Genomic DNA, 21,522 nt, shown 5'->3' with positions numbered 1-21,522 from the left:
CAGGAATTAGATTCAAAAACTTCTTATATTTATTTTTAATTATTATCCAAGTATAGATAATTTGAAAATGTTTTAGAAATTCAATAAATAACTAACGTCTTCAAAAATGGACCCCTTGTCAGAAAAAAAGCTCTGACCACTTCCATTTTTTCAGTTGGTTTTTTTAAAATATAAGTGCTATTTCACAAATGAAAATGTAGTTGTAAAAACACAAAGTGAGAAAATAAGAAAGGGAGTGCAGCATTTCTAAATAGAAAAATCTGAAACTAAAATACGACTGTGCACACAATACAAAAGGCTCTTCGTCCTAAAGACAACTAAACTTTTTAACGCATTAAAATATAAACTAATTCGGTCGTTTAGCGACAATAATAGTTGATTTATATGTGGTTTTACAATACGTATGTACATACGTAAAGGTATACGTTAATGGCTATATGACTAGTTTTCAAGCACTTAACTTCTTAAGTCAAATTTAACATAAATTTGACTACTTATATGTAGCATAAAGCTAGTCATATCAATGCTTTATGCCTTTTTAGGGCTATGCCCTTACTCCCTCGGAGAGCACGAATTTTACGTAGTAAAGTATAATGTGCTATACTTTACTCTAAAGTTATAGGTCGCTTCGCTCCTTTTAAAATAAAGCGACTAGTTAAATTTAACTAAGGAGGAGGTATTTATTTTGAGCTATTTAATTTGTCATGTTCAAAAATTTAAAGCAAATGATGTAAAAGGAACTCAAATTCACAACCAAAGAGAAAGTGAAAACAGTAAAAATAAAGACATAAATAAAGACCGTACAATTCTAAATTATGACTTACATAATGAAAAACATATTAACTATAATTATAAAATTAAAGAAATAATTAAAGATGGTTATAGTGTCAATAAAGGAATTAGAAAAGATGCCGTAGTAATGACCAGTACTTTAATAACTTCTGATAATGAATATTTCAAAAAGCTTCCTCATGAAGATCAAGAGAAGTTCTTTAAGCATACTTATGAGTTCTTAAAAGACAAGTACGGTGAAAAGAATATAGTATCAGCAATTGTACATTTGGATGAAACCACGCCACATATGCACCTTTGTAGTGTACCTCTAACCAAAGATGGAAGACTTTCAGCTAAGATTATTTTTAATCGTAAAGTGTTATTGCAATTACAATCTGAATTGCCCATGTATTTACAAAGCAAAGGATTTGATGTCCAAAGAGGTGAATCAGGTAGTAAAAAAACTCATTTAGATACTCAAGAGTTTAAAATTAAAACTAAACAAGAAGAGTTGAAAAAAAGTGAAATTAAATTTGACAAGGCCTACAATGAGCTTAATACCAAATCTAAGGCATTAGAAAATTTAACGACTAATATATCCAATCTCGAACAAACAAGCGTTAAAAGGAGCCTTGTAGGGTCTAAAATAACACTTCAAGAGGTAGACTTCAATAAAATAATGAGTGTAGCTAAAAAAGGAGTAATAAATGAAAACTCATTGAATGAATTAAAAAAAGTTAATATCTCTTTGAAAAGTGATGTTTTAAGTTATCATAAAGGCTTTACGGAATACTTTGATAAACATGAAAAGTTAAAAAAAGAAAATAAAAAATTAAAAACTAATCTAGTAACTTTAATAAAAGAATATAAAATAATGGCTAGCACATTAGAAAAAAACAATTTAATGCCTGAAGTTCAGCAAAAATTTAAAAATGAAAAAGAAGCTGAGAAGATCTCAAGAAGAAATAAAAGAGAAGATTTAGACCTATAAAAAAGAGAACAACAACTTGTTGTTGTTTTAAAGGTTTTAAACAGTACTTGTTTTAAAGGTTTTACGTCCTATTGAAAGTGTTGATATGACTGGGCTCTATCAAGTGAACTATGACCAAAAAGGGGCGAACTATGACCAAAAAGGGGCGAAATATAGATTTAACTATGACCAAAAAGGGGTGAACCATGACCAAAAAGGGGTGAACACGACCGGTATTATGACTTGACATTTAAAAAGTCATAATATATAATTTCACTGAGGTGGTAATGTATGGTTAAACCCAAGCTAATAGTAAAATCTAATTACATAGTTGAGGCTTCGTATAAACTAAGTGTTGGAGAGCAAAGGGTCATATATGTTTTAACATCTATGATTAACAAAGATGACGAGGATTTTAAGTTGTATAAATTTACTGCAAAAGAATTTGCAGATATAATAGGGACAAAAAGTAAGAATATATATAGCCAAGTAGCTCAGTATGTTGAAGCTTTAAGAGATAAGGATTTAACTATAATAAAAGAAAAATCTATATTAAAGACTAAATGGTTAAGCTCAGCAGAATATTTTGTTGACGAAGGCTATGTCGAATTAGAATTTTCACCAAAGCTTAAACCATATTTATTATTGCTTAAAGAGCGATTTACAAAGCTTTCACTAGAACAAATGGTAACTTTTAATAGTCAATATTCAGGAAGAATATATGAGCTTTTAAAACAGTATCAAAATATAGGATTTAGGATATTTAAAATCGAGGATTTAAAGTCTTTACTAGGAATAGAAATTGGTGAATATAAGCTATATGGCGATTTTAAGAGAAAAATATTATTAAAATCACAAAAAGAAATTAATTATGATAGTGAATTATTGATAGATTTTGAGGAAATTAAAAAAGGTAGAAAGGTAGAAAGCATAAGATTCATCATAAAAACTAATGGAAAGGCTATAAGCGAAATTTGTGCTACCGAAGAGGGTGAGTGTACCAATGAAGCAGAAAAGTACTCTATAGGGGACAAAAAGGCAGTTCAAGCTATATTTGAAGAAGTCATAAAAGTTAAAGATGCCGAATCATTATTAAATTTTGCCAACGGTGATATAGACATTATTAAAGAAAAGTATGAAATCGCTAAAGTTACATCTGACATAAAAGGGTTAATGGGTTGGATGCTTGATGCAATAAAAGAGGATTATCAGCCACCTAAAGGCAAAAAAAAGGGCGGGAGTTTTAATGATTATGAACAAAGATCTTATGATTTTGACATGCTAGAGAAAAGACTCTTAGGATGGGATTATAACGAAAAGGATGAGGTTGGAGAAGAATTTCAACAAGCAAAATATTGATGATGTTGGTTTAACATTATTAACACAAAAGTTAAATAACAAAGGTGAAAAAGTAAAAACTGATGTTAATGATAATTTGCCAAAGAAAGAAGTTGCAGCCGATAAAGATACAATCTCTTTAAAAAGTGAAATTGATTTTTTGAGAAGTGAAATAAAAGAAAAAACTTACAGATTACCAATTTAAATAATAGATTAGAAACAGAACAGGATTTACATAAGAACACACAAATATTATTAAAAACTTAACAAGATAAACCAAAAGAAGAAATATTGCTTTTAGAAAGTCATTTTAAAGAATTGGATATAAAACTTATAGGGGTAATGGAGCATATTGAAATTAAAAAAAAATATAAAAAAAATAATAAGGATGAATTTTTTAATATATTTAGAAGAAATGTTTAAAAATAAAAAAAGTTCTATAAATAGAGCTTTTTTTATTCTTTTTTTATTTATTAAATTATGATTATATTGATTGCAAATATATAAACGTGGAATAGTAGTTTTTTATTACTAGCAGGATTATGGTAAGCTACCGCTTACCCGACCTGTTAGGGGAAAAAATCCCCTAAGACCCTTGATAACTTAGGGGATTCCCCCTAAAACCCCATGTTTAAAAAACTCTAAATAAATTTAAACCAAAAAGTAGCAATTTGAAAAATGAATGAACTTAAATTAAAGAAGTGTATTGATTGTAATAAAGAATATCCAGCAACTATAGAATGCTTTTATAATAATGGGAAAAAGCTTCAAGTGCGTTGTAAAAAGTGTCATAATATTAAACGCAAAAATAACATGAAAAAAGAAAAAGAAAATATTAATAAAAGTAGAATTGTATTGAGTGAAAAAGAAGAGAAAGTTTTTAGTGAAAAGGCAAAAGAATTTAATATGAGCAGAACGGATTTTATAAAGCTAATGGTATTAAAAGGAGAAAGCGAAATACTTGTTAAAGTTGATCCTAAATGTTTTGATGATTTTAACTATCAAATCATGGGTATAGCCACGAATGTAAATCAAATTGCTTATAAATGTAATACAGAAAACAATGTATATCAAATTGATATTGAGAATCTTAGAAATGAATTACAAAAAATTAGACAATGGCAAAAGAAATTAGAAAAAGAATTTAATATGATTGATACCTCTATAAAATATGCACATGAGGTATTAACATTTGATGATATTTAAAATATAAATGTGGTTGTGTTATAGAGCGTTGGCAACGGAGGGGTTGTCATTAGGGTGGCAAGAATTAGATACCTGAACGCCAGTTAGCATGTAACGCTCGCATAAGGGTTTCGGATTCCACTTCACACAAACCCCCTCGCTATGTCTTCGACGGTAATCCAAAAGTAAACAATTATAGCTTGGATGCTTTAAAGTGGCTTAGAAAGGTTCTGAATGAACATAAAAAAGCAAATGAGGGAGAAAGGAGCTAATGAATATGAATACTGATATTGAAAATTTATCATTTTATTGAATAAAGTTTTAGAGGGTAAAATATCAATAATGAAATACTGGTAAAGAAAAGAGTAAAGAAGTAAAGAATTAGTTACTGGTTATTGATAAAACAGACATGAATAATGCAATATTGGTAAAGAAATAAGTAAAGAAATAAAGAAAAATGTACATATTCTTTACTTTTTTAGTAAAGAAATGAGTAAAGAAGTAAAGAAAAAAGTAGGTGCTAGGTGCTAGCACCTAAGATTAAATATCTCAGATTTGTATTAGAAAAAATACAACATAATCAAGTGCATACAATATAATTTTCGTTATATTGTATGCCTTTTTAGTATCTCGAAGAATTTAGTTTATAAAGGTTAATGAAATCTACTAGTATAATTCACACTTTCATATTATTAGTGCTTTTACTTTTATTGGATTGTCTTTCTCTATATTAATTAGCAAACTTTTATCGTAACTTTTAAAAACATACCTTATTTTTTCATCATTTTTAAATTCATCAAAAATCCAGTTATCAATTAGTCTTCTAATTTCTATTTTCCCTTTAACCCAAGTATTTTTATGAACATCCCAAATTTCTATATACATATCACTAGTTACTGGGATATATACGTTATATCCTTTTATATACAAACTATTAAACTCATCAATATATAACTCACCCTCTATTATTTGATCAAAATCCTTTTCCGTTTTAGGATCACATTTATAAGTGTACGGTTTTAAATAAGTAAATACATTTCCATCATATTTTAGTCTCATTCTTTCTATTAGTTTTTTCTGTTTTAATTCATTCATCCATAGTCGTATAGTTCTCTCTGATTTCCCAAAATAATTTGATATTTTTTTATTTGAATGCCACACAGTTCCTTCAAGATTGTTGGCATTTAATCCTAAATATATATATAATCTTAAAGCATTTCCACTAATGTTTTTTAATTCTCCATTTTCTAAAAATCCCTGGAATATAATAAAATATCCTGATTCGTCTAAAGCTTCTAATTTCCATTTTTTATAATTAGATTTCATGATTTTACTTTTTTTACTATTTTTTAATTTATCAAACTCCATTTAAACCATCCTTTTGTTTTATTATTAATTATATCTATATTTTTCCACGAATTCATTATAATATGCTTATTTAATAAAGTAAATGGCCAGTTTATTGCCACATGAACTATATACATTTAAGTTCTGCATTTTAAAGTATAATATAAGTAATCAAAGAAACGGTTGCTTTGTCAGACGAGTTCCCGTTGAGATTCAATTTCGGTTTATGCATTAAGCCATTGCTGACTAGGTTAACGCCGAAGTGTAAAAAATGCATTAGATAGACTTGTAAGCGCTTTGGGTATTAATCCAAAGCGCTTTTATTATATATAAGAGGTGACATAATGGACAAGCTTAGGAATTGTTTAAGTATTTATGAATCAATGATGCACAAAGATATACATTTTAACGCTTGAAAATAATCAAGTATTAAAAGTCTTCTTTGCAAGAAAACACTTGCATCACTTGTTAGGATTGCAATATCTAACAGATATTCCACCAGTAGTAATAGATAAATCGATTAATACAGCAAAACCTATAGATAAATCTGCTAACTCAGCAACAACTATATATAATAATATTTATAATAGAAGAATAACATATGACCAAATTTCAAAAAGCTCATTTTACCATATAATATCAGATAGAATAGATAACTTTTCTCATATAAATAACTTAATGTTTGAAAAAATTATAATTGATTTTAATAAAAATAATGTTCCAGATGCTCAAAATTATGTTCCATTAATTAAAGCTAAATATATTCTATATACCAAAAGTGGTACTCAATATATTCATTTATGTTTAGGGAATAATATTGCATATTATCCGGAAACCTTTTTAGTTCATCCTAATGATTACTATGTAGTGAATCAAACTGAACTTAAAGTTGAAAATGTAATCATAGTTCCACAATATAAAAAGAAGAAAAAGATTAATTCTGAAACAAAGGTTTCAGTACAATCAAAAATAGCAGCAACATCTGAAAAAACGAAATAATTAATAAGTGACTATTTCTAAGGCTTATAGTTAAGTACCGAAAACGAGGTTTATGGTACTATATTCCTTAGCGTGGGTTTTGTAGGTTTCGTTGGCTCCACCCCAACTTATGATAAAATTTAGATAATAACTATATATATTATAAAATGAGATTACATATTTTCATAAAGATGATAGGAGGAATTACTAATGAACGACGATATGACCTTAATTCTAGCTGAGATGGCAACTAATTTAACAAATTTAGCATTAAAAGGCACGGTAACTGCAGTCAGTACCAAAGTTGCGACTATTAAACTGGAAAAAGATGCTCTAATTATTAAAAATAAATATGACGAAATTATAAGCGAACTGCTTTCTGAACGATCAGAAGCAATTAGACTTGCTCAAGCCTATAAAAGTGAATTAGATAAGTGTGAGATTAGTGATGACGATATTAGACATCTAAATAATACAGTTGGAAAAGTTCTAGAAATATTAAAAAGGATGGTCCCTACAACTCCAATAGATACATATGAACAAATGAAGGAACTTATTAGCATAGATACTTTGAAAACAATGCAACTACTTGGCTTTAATTATAAAGCGGCTATTGGAGATCCATTGACTCAACTTTGTGCAAATGCAATTTTTTCAAAAGCTAAGAATTCTCATAATACAATGGTAAAAGGCAAAAAATAATAAATACTTAAATTAATAATGAATATAATGATTAATTATAGGAATGAGATATTATTAGTTATAGTGGTTAAACAAAATATCGTAAAATTATATTTTCACGATATTTGTTTTTATCTAATATTTAAAACAGATGCAGATCACCTATTTATTTTTATGTTTAATTTCATTATTCATAATATATAATTTTAGTTTGCTATTTTTAGAAAATCACCCTTTATTTTTTCCCATTTATACTCTGATATTTTAGATAATGGTGGGTACATGTTTAGTATTTTATCCCTTACTTCAATTAAACTCATAGCTGTATCTAAAGAGAATGCCTTCTTATTATTGTCTATAACACCCTCTATTTTACCCTTGAAATTTGGTAAAAGAAATGTAGAAAAGTTATTTTGAGTTACCCAGGCAGCACCCATTTCATTTAAACAAATCGGACTACTATAATAATTATCAGAAAGCATATAAAATACAGTTATACCCTGTGCTATATTATCCTTTAAATATGTGTATATATCAGTATCGCCAGGTACACCATGTACACCTGATGTGTAAAGTATATCATCCTCTGGTACCCCCAGTTCTTCTAACATCTGTACGAAAGCCGTACAGATGATTTCATCTCTTGATGAATGAGTAATAAATATTTTTTTCATACTACCTGTCCCCTTTATAATTTTATTTAAGATTTTATTATTTTCAATTTCCTTATACAAGGTTACTAGCCTAGCTTGATTTTCTAAATGTAGACCTTTATTGGACACGAATTCGTTTGATTGGATTTCATTTTGATTTTTTTTATACCATTGATTAAGCATATTTAATACATATAATATGGTTTCTTTATCTTCAGATTTAATCGCTTCTTCTAGTTGCTCAAATATATTATTTGCTTCACTAGTATAAGTAGTTATAGCTGCTTTAAAGCCTCCATATTCAATTTTAATTTTTTTTATTGCATCCATGATTGTAATTCTCCCTTTTGTTATTCGTTTATATTTTAATTTAATCCCTTTTACATAATGGTTTAAATATGTATATTGTTTCCTACATAATGATATCAAAAAATAACAAGGTGTTCAAGAAGTTAATAAAAAATATAGTTTTCGTTATGTTGTATGCCTTTTCACTATAATTTTATATCAATAGATTGAAAAAGCATTCACTATAAAACTTATTATATAAGACAATAATAATATAAAACAAAATGTTACAAATGGCTTAGATACAGGGCTTGCGAATCTAATTGAAAGGGAGTACTATAAGTTAAGGCAAAGAAAAATGGAAGCGTTAACTGCTTCCTTCTTATTCATCCACAATTATTTTTCTTTATTAATTAATATATTTTTTGTGGATAGTTTATGTAAATGGGAAATATTTTATGTTATATTCTTAGGGGGAGGTGAGGATTATTGATTAAATTATCCTTAAAAAATAAAAACCTTTCAAAAGCTAAAAACCTTAGTCTCTTACAAGTTCCGACACTTGTAAAAAACGGTTTTAATGAAGCTTTGAAAGATTTTGCAAAAAACTTTTTTACTTTTTGTTTTAAAACATTTTTTCTACTTATTGTTTACTTTTTAATATATTTATTTAAATAGGGGCATTTATATGCTCCTGTTTTTTTATTTTATATTGTTGTTATGTCTATTTTGAAGTAAAATCAGTTACAGTTGTTGCATTAGATTAATGCAACTATATTATATAGTTGTCATAATGGCGACTAATTATTGTTTAGTTGTCAATATGGCTATTTATAATTATATAATACTACAATAACATGAAATTTAACAGTTGTATTTTGTATTATTATATCGTTAGTGGTTACCTTTCTGATTTCTGGCTCATTACTACATAACCCCTATATATATTAAAATAATATAAAATGCTATTTTGGTTTATTAATGTTTTCCAGTTTTGAGTGTTTATCTATAATTTATATAGGGATTCATTTCTTAAGATAACCTATAATAATATAAATTCACCTCAAGATTGTTTTAGTTTATATATTTTAAATACTTGATTTTTACGGGGTAGTAATTGACCTATTGTTGTTAATTAAACTAATATATATATAGAATAATGATATAAAATATCTAAATAATAATTTGTAATTTATAAAATAACAATAATATAAAAGATATTATTTGTTAATGGGAATAAATAGATAATGCATAAAAGTAGTGCATATTCTCAATTAGACACCTTTTATGCAGTTAGATAAAGACTTATTGCATAAGGAAAGAACATGAATGAGAGTATAGGCTAGTTATAGGTACATAAACAATGTCGTGAAATTATGTTTTCACGACATTGTGTAAACCCTTATATATATTTTTTTAATATGGGGTGGGGCTCGCAAAGCGTAAATTTACAACGTTAAGCCAGTTATTTCAATTTGATACTATTATTTTAATGTTCTGACTTAGAATTAATATGTAATAGTTCTAACTCAAAAAAGAATATAATATCAATGTAAAGCATTGATATATCTAGGGTTTAATCACTAAATGATAAAGCTCTTATTTTTTTGCTCAAAACAAGTTAGTTAAAGTACAAGTATAGTATTGATAATGCTAACTAAGATAGTAATATAAAATCTTCGATAAAAATATTAAATTAATACTGGTATATTCAATATTTACTTTAAATATATCACTATTTGATAATACGTGTCTTAATGTGGTGAATTTACGCTTTGCGGTTACTATTTCAACATTGACAAAACATATACTGTGGTATAAGATTACATTAGCTCAAATTATGACATTTTATGTTTTATAATCATTTTATACCATTTATATACATAGCGTTGCCGTACTTAGGATAATTGATATTTAACATGATAATGTCACACACAATCTATTTGTTAATTAATACCACTATAGTAAGCACCTTAAATTCTACCAACTTTGTTAAGTGGTTTTTTAAAAATATAAGGAGCTTTAAAATTTTTGTTTGAAATTTTAGGAGGGCGAATAAAAGTTATCCCTCCGGGATTGAGATATATGGATGTTTAAGGGTTTCCAAATTCTATTAATATATTAGGGGGAAAAGTATGAATAAAAATATCTTATTAAAAAAAATAATACCAATTTTAACAAGTGTAATGATTAGTACTACATTAATACCAACAGTTAATGTTTTTGCTGCTGAAACTTCTACTGAAATCATGGTGAAGGATACAAATTACACCGAATTAACCAATTGTGAACTAGATCAAATAATAAATTCTACTGCATCAGAAATTTTACAAGAAGCACCTATACAAAATCCTACAGAAACTAACTCAAGACCAAAACGAGGAGTTGCAACAGTAGCATCAAAACTAATTAAAAAGTTAGGGAAACACTATGTAAAAGTAGTTTTGCCTAAAAAAATATATCATGCATTTCCAAGAGCGCTTGCAGCTAAAGTTTCAGAAGGAGCCTTTGTTGGAGCTTTTAATACTTACGTTCTAATGGGACCACTTGATGAAGTGCATAGTATAGTTACAGATTATTTGTCAAAATATGTTCCACATGTATTAGCTAGTACTTGTGGTTATATTGCACAAGGTATAGTTTATGCTGTAATTTAGAATGATTAATAGTTCTTTAAATTTCTAATGGTATACATATAGAAACTGTATTTATTTTAAATGAACTAATTAAATTTATCGTATGTTTAATTATATTTATTATTTTAAATATTTGTTATGAATATATTTAAAAGCAAATAAGTAAAGCCTTATGATTTCTACTTTTACATATTAGAGATAATTGAAACGCGACAAAAACTACGCAAATTCATATTGCGTAGTTTTTGTTATAATAAACCTTTTTATTATTTACTTGTTATTTTGTTTCTCAAACAATCCTTAGTTGAAAAAGGAAAATAGTTTACAGAGATTATAAGGGAGGGGAGGTTATTGTATCGTATTGGGCTGTCTGAAGAGAGTAAATATATATTAGATAATGAAAAGGTGACATAAATATCATCAAAACAATATGATCAAGCTCAAAATATAACTAATATGGGTAATATAATGATTTAGAGGCTCAAAGCAATTAAATAAGATTATCGAGATTCTAAAATTTAAAGTTATATCTTTAAATTTTATGAGCAAAAAGCTTATATTAGTGATGAAATTAATGACCTAGAAAAAATATTAAGGTGAGGCTAACAACATAGAAGTACGATGGGTAGAGCTAATATCTTTGGCAAAACCTTACTTACTTTAAAAAGCAGTAAGCTATGGTACAATTATGATGTAATTGTATTACAGTGTGTACTTAATTGAGTAAGCACAAATTATTTATATTAGTTGGGAGGACATTTGTTATGAAAAAAGAATACAAAGTAAAAGGAAAAATATCACTTATGATATCTGCTCTGATTTCGCTCATAATGGGATTATTGAATATAAAATCTGGTCACTATTTTTATGCGATTAGCATCTTAATAGTGTTTGTTTTGGTTTCTGTTGAAGTATTTAGAAAATTTGAGAATGAATAGATTACATAATAGCCCCAGAGTGAAAGTAACACAATTGATATTGTGCTACTTTCACTCTGGGGCTATTTAAAATGGTGCACTTATACACCATTAACATAGTCCGCGCGAAATTTTGAAAAAATTTATAAAAATAAAAACGTCATGCGTGTAAAAAATAAATTTAAGAAATTCTAAAAGTGAATATAGAATTTAGATATAAAAATGAAAAAGGCCACTATTAGATTTATAATAGTGACCTTTAAAAAATCTTTAATAAATAAGTTATCAAGTAATCTACTAATAACATTATTTTTACCTATGTTTTTAAGATATATTCTTATTGATATTTAACAATGGAATAAAACAATAACGTCTTCTCAAAACCGACTTGTCGGCTCGTTTTTGCTTGCAAAAGTTTTTAGAAGTAAGTTGACCGCAGGGAAAGTTAAGGTAGTTTTATTCCTTATTGTATACCGAAGGTGTCCTATGTACCTAATATAACTTGTAATAGCCTAACTTCCAAAGCTATTACCACATGTACATTTTTTCTCTTTGTGATGAAATACACAAATATAGTTTTTTTACATGTGCTATTGGGTTAATTAAAATTCAACTAAAACTTAATTAACTTAGACATGTTGACAAATAAATGCATGCAATTAAAAAAGTAAATTTATTTACGGTCGCTTGCGATTTTTTATTGCTGTTTTGTGTTTATTTGTCAACATACTTTTTGAGTGAAACTGTAATATCGTATATCTATTGAGGATGCTATGTTTGTTATGTAAAAACATAGTCCGTTTTGAATGAAATTGGAATTGATTCATGTAGTTTCAGTAAAAATGTATATGAATTTGTAATGTTTACCTAAGTATATTTTAATACTATTTAATGATTATGTCCACTTATAAAATGCAAAACAGGCATACATATATCAATTTTTTATGTTTTTTAGGGGTTTATCCTTATCCTCTCGGAGAGCACGAATTTTACGATAGTAAAGTATAATGTGCTATACTTTACTCTAAAGTTTAGGTCGCTTCGCTCCTTTTAAAATAAAGCGACTAGTTAAATTTAACTAATGGGGAGGTCATTTAATTTGAGCTATTTAATTTGTCACGTTCAGAAATTCAAAACAAATGATGTAAAAGGAACTCAGATTCACAACCAAAGAGAAAGTGAAAACAGTAAAAATAAGGACATAAATAAAGACCGTACAATTCTAAATTATGATTTACATAATGAGAAACATATTAACTATAATCACAAAGTTAAAGAAATAATTAAAGATGGTTATAGTGTCAATAAAGGAATTAGAAAAGATGCTGTAGTAATGACCAGTACCTTAATAACTTCTGACAATGAATATTTCAAAAAGCTTCCCCTGGAAGATCAATCGAAGTTCTTTAAACAGACTTATGAATTCTTAAAAGAAAAATATGGTGAAAAAAATATAGTAGCAGCTACCGTACATTTGGATGAAACCACGCCACATATGCACCTTTGTAGTGTGCCTCTAACCAAAGAAGGAAGACTTTCTGCTAAGATTCTTTTTAATCGTAAATCACTATTACAATTACAATCTGAATTGCCAAAGTTTTTACAAAGTAAGGGGTTTGATGTTCAAAGAGGTGAAGCCGGTAGTAAAAAAATTCATTTGGATACTCAAGACTTTAAAATTAAAACTAAGCAAGAAGAGTTGAAAAAAAGTGAAGTTGAATTTAACAAGGCTTATAACAAGCTTAATCTTAAATCTAAGACGTTAGAAAATTTAACGACTAATATATCCAATCTAGAACAAACAAGCGTTAAAAAGAGCCTTATAGGGTCTAAAGTAACACTCCAAGAGGTCGACTTCAATAAAATAATGAGTTTAGCTAAAAAATGTGTGTTAAATGAAAACTCCTTGAATGAATTAAAAAAAGTTAATACCTCTTTGAGCGGTGATAGTTTAAGTTATCATAAAGGATTCACAGAGTACTTTGATAAATACTCTAAATTAAAAAAAGAAAATAGAAAGTTAACTGACAATGTGGCAAATTTAATAAAAGAATATAAAGTAATGGCTAGCACATTAGAAAAAAATAATTTAATGCCTGAAGTTCAGCAAAAATTAAAAGATCAAAAAGAAACTGAGAAGATCTCAAGAAGAAATAAAAGAGAAGAATTAGAACTATAAAAAAGAGAACAACTACAGTTGTTGTTTTAAATGTTTTACAGTACTTTGTTTTAAGTGTTTTAGAGGTACCTGTAAGCATTGATATGACTAGCTTTAAAAATCTCATAACGAAGGTTCCGTACCCAATGACGAGCTTTCCGTACCCGAAATGAAATCTCATAACGAAGGTTCCGTACCCAATGACGAAGGTTCCGTACCCAATAACGAGAACGAAGACACCTGTTGACATTCGTTTCAAATGTGGTAATATATTCTTGTGGGGTGATTATATGGATAAAAATTATATAGTTAAAAAATCAAATTGGTTTATTATGAATACGAGTTACGACTTAAGTTTGGAGGAGCAAAAACTAATACTTACACTAGCTAGTATGGTTCAACCAGAAGATGAAGAATTTAAACCATATACTTTTAAAATAGCTGACTTTATGAAACTTTTAAACGTTAGTACTAAAACAAAATATACTGAAATACCTAAAATAACTAAAGAACTTATGAAAAAAGTGTTTGAAATAGAAGAAGAAGACACTATTATTCAAGCTGCATGGTTAAGCTCTGCAACTTATAAAAAAGGAACTGGAATCGTTGAATTAGAATTTTCTCCTAAGTTGAAACCTTATATGATACAACTAAACACTATGTTTACGCAGTATAAACTAGTTAATATTCTTTCAATGAAAAGCAAATATTCTCCTAGAATATATGAAATTTTAAAATGTAATGAATTTAAGAAACAGGGATATATTGATATTGATATTAATGATTTACGTCAACTTTTAAAGGTTGAAAATATATACCCTAGATATTATGATTTCAGAAGATTTATACTTGAAGCTACTCAAAAAGAATTAAAAAAATTAACGGATATAAGTTTTGATTTTGAAGAAACGAGATATGGTAGAAAAGTTACAAGTTTAAAATTCATTATAAAATCAGGCAAAAAGCCTATTGATGAAGTTTGTGCTACTAGGGAGGACAAACCTACACTTCAAGAAGAACAAGAATTTAGAGCGTCAATAAACAATGTTAAAAATATATTCAAAGAGGTAATAACAGGGTTGCAGGCTAAAAGATTGTTAGATACTGCAAAAGGAGATATAAATATTATAAATGAAAAATATATTTTATCTCAAAACGTAGATAAAATTGATAATATAGTAGGTTGGGTAATTAAAGCTATTAAAGAAGATTACACAACACAAAAGGGAAAGGGTAAAACTGGCACCTTTAATGATTATGAGCAAAGACCCTTTGATCCATCATTAGAAAATAAATTATTAGGTTGGAATGACAAAGAAAAGGATGAGGTTGGAGAAGAATTTCAGCAAGGGAACTATTGATGATCTATTTGAAATTCTTCTAGTAAATGTTGGAATTATTTATATGTATTCATAAATTCTACTAATGCGAGTGCAATTAAATCTTTCTGCATTTCTTTTTTGCCTTTACAAAAGATTGCGAACTTATCCAATACTCTCGCATAAGTTTTGAAACTTCTAACCATCAGTTCTCCTTGTAGGTCGCCGTGATTCACGTCAATTTCAGGTACTTCTATAATTTTATCATCATCTTTATGGTGTCTATACCAATACAACATTTCTTCTATTTCTGATGATTGATCTATTATTTTTCTAAGCTCAACAGGAAGATTTTTTAAATTTGTTCTAATGGGTTGCTCTTTTTCTATAGTTGTTACTATTTGGTTACTTTGTTGTTTACCTTCGGTAGTTACTTTATAGTTACTTTGTTGTTTATTAGGCTCAGTTGGCATTATATCAACGTTTGTAACTTTATTATTACTTGCTAAACCTTCGGGGATATCATATAAAAAGGTTGATTTATTATATTTAATTTCAGTATCTTTTATTGTAAATGAAAAATCCTTTCGGTTAATTTCAAATCGTTTTATAAATTTATCAGTAGGTATTTTTTCTTCCTTTATTTTACTTTTATTTGAAATTGTATTTTTGTTTATAGATAACGCTATGAAAATTAGTTTTTCTAATGAAATATTAAGCTTTTTGGGGTTTCCTATTTTAATCACCTCTTGAATTATTAATAGTTACTTATAGTTACTCGGTGTTAATATTCTGTGTTTTGCTGAAAAGTCCTCTAAAAATTGAAAATAAAAAAGAAGGTCATAATAAACCCTCTGATATTTATATATTTATATTATCATAAATAAAAATTTTCTATGCTCTTATCCTTTATATCCTCATTGATTCCAATATATCTTAAAGTAACACTAGGTGAGGAATGATTAAATATTTGTTGAAGTAGTGCAACATCTTTATTTTGTTTATAGTGCCAGTATCCAAAGGTCTTTCTTAGGGTGTGAGTGCCTACCTCTTGAAGCCCAATATGCTCCGCTGCACTATTAAGTATTCGATATGCCTGGACTCTACTAATGGGCTTATTTTCGCCTTTTCTACTCTGGAATAAGTATTCTTCATCCAACATTGTTTTAATATATTTATCTATTTCTATTTTTAATAGCGAATTTATTAGGAATCTTTTTATCTTATTTGTCTTTTGCTCTATTATTTTAATATGCGTTTGATCCCTCAAATCCTTAACTTTAAGTTCTAACATGTCGCTGATCCTCAATCCCGTATTAATCCCGACAACAAACATTAAGTAGTTTTTATATCCTGTTTTCAATAATTCTGTTTTCATTTCTTCGAGTTTTTCTCTATCCCGGGGTAGTAACCGCAAAGCGTAAATTTACCACGTTAAGACATATATTCCCAAACACTGATATATTAAAACAGTTTTTAAATATAAGTGGTAGTGAAGTGATTCGTAAAAAAAACAGCCACAAGACAGTATTCTTCATTTTTGATGAACTATAAATCAAAAACGAACTACTATTTTGTGGCTGCTATGACGATAAATATGAAGAAGGCGAAGCAACCTTAATATTTTTTTATCTTCCAATATGACATGATACCATACACAATCCACAAGAATGTTTTCTATGATGTGTTTTTAAATAAAGGCTTCTTTTCTGATTGCATAATTTATAATTAATTAATTCTTCACGTTTTGTACCTATATTCCATTGATAACCAGTTAAAGCCTTCTGAGGACAAGCGTTAATGGCATACGGCAACCATTCATGTAATTTAGGGCCACTTAACATTTTTTTGAAATTATTATTGAAATTTCAAAGTACCATAAACGTTAAATTATAGATATATCAGTACTTTGATTATGGTACTGAGTTATAGAACCCGTTAATATAGCATTAATAGGTCTCACCTACCTAATTAGCAATTAAGAACTATAAACGGTCGTTTATGGTGCTCTTACAAAAAAATAAAACAAGAGCATTTTTCTACTCTTGGCGCACAGTAATAAATGAAAAAACCTTAATTTTTTACATAAAATGGGAAGTGGCCCTATTTTACATGAATGGTTGCCGTACCCCTAAAAAGGATATATGAAATGTTTCAAATATAAATAGACTTGATGAAACACCTATAAAACAAGATATAGCCACATGATGGATATTATTATCAGCATGTGGCCTATTTTTGCACTTATGTCGGCTGTACCCGTATATAATTGTTTTTTTAATTCAAGAAGGATTTTCAACTCTGATGTCGAAATTATAATTATAATATGTATATTATAGGAGGTGATTACAACATGTGGATGTGGATATGGTTTCCATTTAGTGGCGGATCCAGTGGCGGTGGCGGCGGTGCAGGCGGCGGCGGTGCTTTTTAACTAATAATGAAAAGATATGTAATACGCTTCAAATCGTATTACATGGGGTCTCGCCAACATTTCTCTGAAGCACACCAACAGGACTAGACAATAACCTTAAACTAAGTAATATCAATACTTATATAAATCTGATATATGATAGGTTTAATTTTAAACAAATAACTCTACGTAAAGGTATACCTTTATGTAGAGTTAAAAAAAGCTATAAAATGTATTCGTAAAGTATAATAAACTATTTATAAACATCTACGTAAAATACATTTAACTTTACGTAGATGTTTATAAAATTTCTACTGGTGTGATTCAGACTTATGTTGGCGAGACCCCTAATTACAGATTTATACTTATTCAATTTATTGTTTCTTCTTATTTTTGTTTGCTATAGCATTCATTGACGGTGATTTTCTTTAATGCCAAAAACTGCTGCCACTAATGAAAAAATAATAGCTAATGAACCAAAAATAATTACCACTAAATCTTGACTTTCTTTTGCTATATTCCAATTCATAAATCGAGAAATTGGCATAATCAATTTTGTTAAGATAAGAAATACAATTGCTATAATTAAATATCTAAGCTTGTATAGCATGTGTGGTGCCCCCCTTTACTACAAAAATGCTTTAAATGCAGAATAAATTGTATCAACTAAAAATGGAGCTGCAAATACGACTGATGAGAATAAATTTTTATTTTTGCGTTCAAAAAATAAAAATGTTATAAACGAACCAATAATTGCAGTAATGCTAAAAAATTTAACGTAGTCCATAGATAAAAATAAAAGAATTAATATATTTAAAACATATACTATAATCTTCGGAATAGTGGCGTCAGAAAGTTCTGCTTTTTTTGCATTTTCTCTAAAAAAAATGAATAACAAGAATTTTGCAATTAAGTACTCAATTAATAGACTGCCTATCGTTAAAATAGTTGTTATGATCAAGACTATTACATTAGCATCAACATTACTCGTAATTTTATCAAGTTCCCTAAGTTCCGTGTCTAAACTACCAGAGTTAACGAACAACCAAATGTATACGGCAGTAACAAAACAATACACAACGGCAAAGATAACTCCATTGATAATTTTATTTTTCTTCAACTATTTCCCCTCCTACTATATTTAAAATGCATGAGTTTTCTTCAAGTAATTTATTGTTCAAATTATGGAAGACATAGAGTATTGTTGATTTATTACTTTGTTTTATTAACTCTTTTACAACATATTCAACACTTTCAGCGTCCAAAGGTGATAATACTTCATCAAGTAGAATCGTATCCCACTGTTTAGCAAATAATAAAGATAACCCTAATTTTGCTTTTGTCCCTGTTGATGATTTCCCATATGGTGTGTCTAAATTAATTTGGAAGAATTTTTCCACTCTATATATTAGCTTATCCTCTGGAGTAATACCAAATGCATACCAAAGGATCTCTATATTTTCTCTAATCGAAAACGGAGAAATCCCTATCGGATCCACAGTAAGATATAAGGTATTAGTTCTATTAGGAAATTTAAATCCATCATCAAATTTATCAAATCCCGCAATTATTCGGATTAAAGTACTTTTTCCACTTCCATTTGGCCCAGACAATTTATAAATTCCGTTATTTAAATCTAGCGATATACTATCCAATACAGTTATACCATTAAATGATTTTGTTTTTTTAGATATTTTTATACACATATTTACCCCCAATATCCCTCTATAATTGCTGCGATGATTAAAACAATATACGATGCAACATAGTACCTTAAATAGTTTTTTTCTTTCTTCATCACAAGTTTAATGTTCTTAGTAACAACTAGATTGAACAAAATCCATTGGCTAATTCCCTGATAAAATATAAAATTAGGTATCTCTAACAGTGCATGTGGCAATAATCGATTTAACGTTTGTATTAGTCCAATCGTTCGAATGCCTATAGTGATACTAAAAGATGTTTGGATTAAATCAATTGCCTGAAACAACGGGGAAAATATTGGAATAAACAAATAAGTTAGAAAATTCCTTGAATTAGATTGAAGTATGTTCAAAGCAAACATGTTTCCCGCAGCCACTGGATTCGTATTGAAAAAGTTACCCTTGATAATAAACCCTAAAAACATACCAATCATCACGTTCACAATTACAAAACTAATATAATAGATAATAAAAAATTTATATTTTTTATTCATATGTTGCTCATCAAGCTTACAATCATTGTTAATAGGAGGTATAACAATGGTAACGTAAATTTAAATATTTTATTATTTTCTCCACTAATTATTGATTCACTTTTCCTGAAGTACACAAACCCTATGAAAAATGTTAAGGGTAAAAAAATAATATGTAGGATGAACATGGTGCACATTCCATTAAGAAAAAATATTCCTGGAGTCAGTGCAAGGCCTATCAAAAAAACCAAAAGAGCTTCCAAATAAAATGAGCTGGTCATGAATTTTCTTGATGTTTGGATTTGATTATTTACATTAAACAATGAAATTCTAGAGGAATCAATCAATACTTCAGATAAACTATTTCCTACAAGGATTTCAGCTATTGATATGTAAAGTGAATATATAAGCAGCATTACTGGTATTTCCCAAACTTTATCAATCAATTGCTGGCTCCAATATCCTATAAAAATTAAAATACCACTAAATAGAAAAGCTAAATATCTCGCTTCACATAGCAATCGAAAAATTTGAATAAAAATAGATCTTGGTATTATTTGATATTTGGGAGACCTCGAAAAAAATTTTCTAATCCATGCTTTCTGGTAAATAATATTTGTACTAATTGCCGTCCAAACAATGATAAAATTTAGCACTAAACTTAAAAATGTTAAATAATCTAAATTGTAATAAACAGTTACACTAGTAATTAAAATAAGTAGTCTAGATATTAATGATATTATTCCAGAAGTTAACAGAGATAGATAAGATATCATAACACTTAAAACTAAAAAAAGCACGATTCCGTACATTCCAAGAATAGATAATATAAAAATTGCAATTCCAAAGACTAATAGTTGAGGAGTAAATCCATATATAGTTACAAAAAAAATGTGTTTTAATACAATTTTCTTGTCTGAATAAATTGTATATGGATATCTTGTCTTATACGGAAGAACCAAATTGTTTATATTTAGTGTGCCTAAACTAAAAAATAAGCCAAATACAAGTATTCGAAAAAGCTTAAAAGAGATTTGATTGTGCTCAATAACAACAACGGCTATTGCTAACGAATAGAGAATGGTCGTCCCAATTAAATTGAGCCGACCATATACACTCTTATCGTAAAACTTGAATCGTTGTTGCAAAAAATGCAACATTGATTTTACCATAGGGCTGCTTTTGCCTTTCCCTTTTTCTTGATAAGGTACAGAACAGTAGAAGCAATACCAGATCCAACTGATCCAACTCCGGTTACTATTCCAATGACTGACATTATCATTGTAATGGTTGAATATCCATTTATAAGACTAACAACGGTACCGGCAGATGATGCACTTACTCCTAACGCCCCAGCAAGCAGAGGTGAAACAAATAATGTAAGTGCAGAAAATGTTGCTAAAATAACAGAACAACACAATACTGGTTTGTAAGAAACGTCAATTCTTTTTACCACAATAAATCCCTCCCCCGATTTTTCATATATTAGACAAGCTTGTCTATAATTGTTATAACACATCTAAGTATAAAAGTAAATATCTATATCATGAAAAGGAATTTTTAATACATAAATATAATAATATTGTAAATTTGTAAATGATTTTTGTACTAATAAAAAAATACATAAAAAAAAAATCGCAAAGTGAAAGTAACACAATGGTAATTGTGTTACTTTCACTTTGGGTCTAT

The 21,522-nt window shown here is 28.1% G+C and carries 21 protein-coding genes; 10 read left to right on the top strand and 11 right to left on the bottom strand.

The features are described 5' to 3' along the window. The first annotated feature begins 685 nt into the window (after window positions 1-685). The 4 genes from mobV (ACWJKE_RS18370) to ACWJKE_RS18355 all read left to right on the top strand — a co-directional run bounded on the left by mobV (ACWJKE_RS18370) (window position 686) and on the right by ACWJKE_RS18355 (window position 4,288). Window positions 686-1,765, top strand: coding sequence for a MobV family relaxase (gene mobV, locus ACWJKE_RS18370; RefSeq protein WP_462959375.1), 1,080 nt, complete (start codon window positions 686-688; stop codon window positions 1,763-1,765). Between the two features lie 270 nt (window positions 1,766-2,035). Then, a complete protein-coding gene (locus ACWJKE_RS18365; RefSeq protein ID WP_462959374.1) occupies window positions 2,036-3,103 on the top strand; it encodes a replication initiation protein in 1,068 nt (355 codons plus the stop codon). Continuing rightward, a complete protein-coding gene (locus tag ACWJKE_RS18360; protein ID WP_462959373.1) occupies window positions 3,072-3,287 on the top strand; it encodes a hypothetical protein in 216 nt (71 codons plus the stop codon). Before ACWJKE_RS18365 ends, ACWJKE_RS18360 begins: the two co-directional genes overlap by 32 nt. A 473-nt stretch (window positions 3,288-3,760) precedes the next feature. After that, the gene (locus ACWJKE_RS18355; protein WP_462959372.1) at window positions 3,761-4,288 is read left to right on the top strand and encodes a plasmid mobilization protein; all 528 of its coding nucleotides are present in this window, start codon (window positions 3,761-3,763) and stop codon (window positions 4,286-4,288) included. Between the two features lie 663 nt (window positions 4,289-4,951). Here ACWJKE_RS18355 and ACWJKE_RS18350 read toward each other — a convergent pair. Next, entirely contained in the window at window positions 4,952-5,635 is a 684-nt protein-coding gene (locus ACWJKE_RS18350; protein ID WP_462959371.1) for a helix-turn-helix domain-containing protein, read from the bottom strand. Between the two features lie 375 nt (window positions 5,636-6,010). Between ACWJKE_RS18350 and ACWJKE_RS18345 the strand changes: the two genes are divergently transcribed. Together ACWJKE_RS18345 and ACWJKE_RS18340 are read left to right on the top strand one after the other, a co-directional pair. Next, window positions 6,011-6,613: a PBECR4 domain-containing protein gene (locus tag ACWJKE_RS18345; protein WP_462959393.1), complete on the top strand. Its 603-nt coding sequence runs from the start codon at window positions 6,011-6,013 to the stop codon at window positions 6,611-6,613. A 189-nt stretch (window positions 6,614-6,802) separates the two neighbouring features. Then, window positions 6,803-7,294 (top strand): hypothetical protein, encoded by a 492-nt coding sequence (locus ACWJKE_RS18340; RefSeq protein ID WP_462959370.1) that lies wholly within the window; start codon window positions 6,803-6,805, stop codon window positions 7,292-7,294. Window positions 7,295-7,479: 185 nt separating this feature from the next. Here ACWJKE_RS18340 and ACWJKE_RS18335 read toward each other — a convergent pair whose 3' ends face one another. Continuing rightward, entirely contained in the window at window positions 7,480-8,256 is a 777-nt protein-coding gene (locus tag ACWJKE_RS18335) for a TIR domain-containing protein (protein ID WP_462959392.1), read from the bottom strand. A 2,093-nt stretch (window positions 8,257-10,349) separates the two neighbouring features. Between ACWJKE_RS18335 and ACWJKE_RS18330 the strand changes: the two genes are divergently transcribed. The 4 genes from ACWJKE_RS18330 (at window position 10,350) to ACWJKE_RS18315 (ending at window position 15,286) form a co-directional block, all read left to right on the top strand. Next, the gene (locus ACWJKE_RS18330; protein ID WP_220287643.1) at window positions 10,350-10,871 is read left to right on the top strand and encodes a hypothetical protein; all 522 of its coding nucleotides are present in this window, start codon (window positions 10,350-10,352) and stop codon (window positions 10,869-10,871) included. 743 nt (window positions 10,872-11,614) lie between these two features. Then, the gene (locus ACWJKE_RS18325) at window positions 11,615-11,788 is read left to right on the top strand and encodes a hypothetical protein (protein WP_220287634.1); all 174 of its coding nucleotides are present in this window, start codon (window positions 11,615-11,617) and stop codon (window positions 11,786-11,788) included. 1,078 nt (window positions 11,789-12,866) lie between these two features. Next, entirely contained in the window at window positions 12,867-13,946 is a 1,080-nt protein-coding gene (gene mobV, locus ACWJKE_RS18320) for a MobV family relaxase (RefSeq protein ID WP_462959391.1), read from the top strand. 269 nt (window positions 13,947-14,215) lie between these two features. After that, a complete protein-coding gene (locus tag ACWJKE_RS18315) occupies window positions 14,216-15,286 on the top strand; it encodes a replication initiation protein (protein ID WP_462959390.1) in 1,071 nt (356 codons plus the stop codon). Between the two features lie 35 nt (window positions 15,287-15,321). Here the strand turns inward: ACWJKE_RS18315 and ACWJKE_RS18310 are convergent, their stop codons facing one another. The 9 genes from ACWJKE_RS18310 to ACWJKE_RS18270 all read right to left on the bottom strand — a co-directional run bounded on the left by ACWJKE_RS18310 (window position 15,322) and on the right by ACWJKE_RS18270 (window position 21,352). Further along, entirely contained in the window at window positions 15,322-15,990 is a 669-nt protein-coding gene (locus ACWJKE_RS18310) for a hypothetical protein (protein ID WP_462959389.1), read from the bottom strand. Window positions 15,991-16,121: 131 nt separating this feature from the next. Beyond that, window positions 16,122-16,622 carry a tyrosine-type recombinase/integrase gene (locus ACWJKE_RS18305; RefSeq protein ID WP_462959388.1) on the bottom strand — a complete coding sequence of 167 codons (501 nt, stop codon included), beginning with the start codon at window positions 16,620-16,622 and terminating at the stop codon, window positions 16,122-16,124. A gap of 250 nt (window positions 16,623-16,872) precedes the next feature. Beyond that, complete coding sequence (locus ACWJKE_RS18300) at window positions 16,873-17,088, bottom strand: hypothetical protein (RefSeq protein ID WP_462959387.1); 216 nt, start codon at window positions 17,086-17,088, stop codon at window positions 16,873-16,875. Window positions 17,089-18,066: 978 nt separating this feature from the next. Next, entirely contained in the window at window positions 18,067-18,267 is a 201-nt protein-coding gene (locus ACWJKE_RS18295) for a hypothetical protein (RefSeq protein ID WP_462959386.1), read from the bottom strand. A gap of 18 nt (window positions 18,268-18,285) precedes the next feature. Then, window positions 18,286-18,777, bottom strand: coding sequence for a hypothetical protein (locus ACWJKE_RS18290; RefSeq protein ID WP_462959385.1), 492 nt, complete (start codon window positions 18,775-18,777; stop codon window positions 18,286-18,288). Further along, window positions 18,764-19,363: an ATP-binding cassette domain-containing protein gene (locus tag ACWJKE_RS18285; RefSeq protein ID WP_462959384.1), complete on the bottom strand. Its 600-nt coding sequence runs from the start codon at window positions 19,361-19,363 to the stop codon at window positions 18,764-18,766. Before ACWJKE_RS18285 ends, ACWJKE_RS18290 begins: the two co-directional genes overlap by 14 nt. A gap of 2 nt (window positions 19,364-19,365) precedes the next feature. Beyond that, window positions 19,366-19,854 carry a hypothetical protein gene (locus tag ACWJKE_RS18280; protein ID WP_462959383.1) on the bottom strand — a complete coding sequence of 163 codons (489 nt, stop codon included), beginning with the start codon at window positions 19,852-19,854 and terminating at the stop codon, window positions 19,366-19,368. Then, window positions 19,851-20,279: a hypothetical protein gene (locus ACWJKE_RS18275; protein ID WP_462959382.1), complete on the bottom strand. Its 429-nt coding sequence runs from the start codon at window positions 20,277-20,279 to the stop codon at window positions 19,851-19,853. Before ACWJKE_RS18275 ends, ACWJKE_RS18280 begins: the two co-directional genes overlap by 4 nt. Window positions 20,280-20,998: 719 nt before the next feature. After that, on the bottom strand, window positions 20,999-21,352 hold the full coding sequence (locus tag ACWJKE_RS18270; RefSeq protein WP_462959381.1) for an uberolysin/carnocyclin family circular bacteriocin: 354 nt from the start codon (window positions 21,350-21,352) through the stop codon (window positions 20,999-21,001). Between the last annotated feature and the right edge of the window lie 170 nt (window positions 21,353-21,522).

The organism is Clostridium sp. CM036 (genome assembly GCF_055081135.1).
Note: the sequence above shows the minus strand (reverse complement) of the source record. Positions and strands in the feature narration are given on the sequence as shown.

Coding starts and splice junctions, on each gene's coding strand:
- ACWJKE_RS18365 (WP_462959374.1), top strand. CDS start 2,036: ATGGTTAAACCCAAGCTAATAGTAAAATCTAATTACATAGTTGAGGCT.
- ACWJKE_RS18355 (WP_462959372.1), top strand. CDS start 3,761: ATGAATGAACTTAAATTAAAGAAGTGTATTGATTGTAATAAAGAATAT.
- ACWJKE_RS18350 (WP_462959371.1), bottom strand. CDS start 5,635: ATGGAGTTTGATAAATTAAAAAATAGTAAAAAAAGTAAAATCATGAAA.
- ACWJKE_RS18340 (WP_462959370.1), top strand. CDS start 6,803: ATGAACGACGATATGACCTTAATTCTAGCTGAGATGGCAACTAATTTA.
- ACWJKE_RS18335 (WP_462959392.1), bottom strand. CDS start 8,256: ATGGATGCAATAAAAAAAATTAAAATTGAATATGGAGGCTTTAAAGCA.
- ACWJKE_RS18330 (WP_220287643.1), top strand. CDS start 10,350: ATGAATAAAAATATCTTATTAAAAAAAATAATACCAATTTTAACAAGT.
- ACWJKE_RS18325 (WP_220287634.1), top strand. CDS start 11,615: ATGAAAAAAGAATACAAAGTAAAAGGAAAAATATCACTTATGATATCT.
- ACWJKE_RS18315 (WP_462959390.1), top strand. CDS start 14,216: ATGGATAAAAATTATATAGTTAAAAAATCAAATTGGTTTATTATGAAT.
- ACWJKE_RS18305 (WP_462959388.1), bottom strand. CDS start 16,622: ATGAAAACAGAATTATTGAAAACAGGATATAAAAACTACTTAATGTTT.
- ACWJKE_RS18300 (WP_462959387.1), bottom strand. CDS start 17,088: ATGTTAAGTGGCCCTAAATTACATGAATGGTTGCCGTATGCCATTAAC.
- ACWJKE_RS18295 (WP_462959386.1), bottom strand. CDS start 18,267: ATGCTATACAAGCTTAGATATTTAATTATAGCAATTGTATTTCTTATC.
- ACWJKE_RS18285 (WP_462959384.1), bottom strand. CDS start 19,363: ATGTGTATAAAAATATCTAAAAAAACAAAATCATTTAATGGTATAACT.
- ACWJKE_RS18280 (WP_462959383.1), bottom strand. CDS start 19,854: ATGAATAAAAAATATAAATTTTTTATTATCTATTATATTAGTTTTGTA.
- ACWJKE_RS18270 (WP_462959381.1), bottom strand. CDS start 21,352: ATGTGTTATAACAATTATAGACAAGCTTGTCTAATATATGAAAAATCG.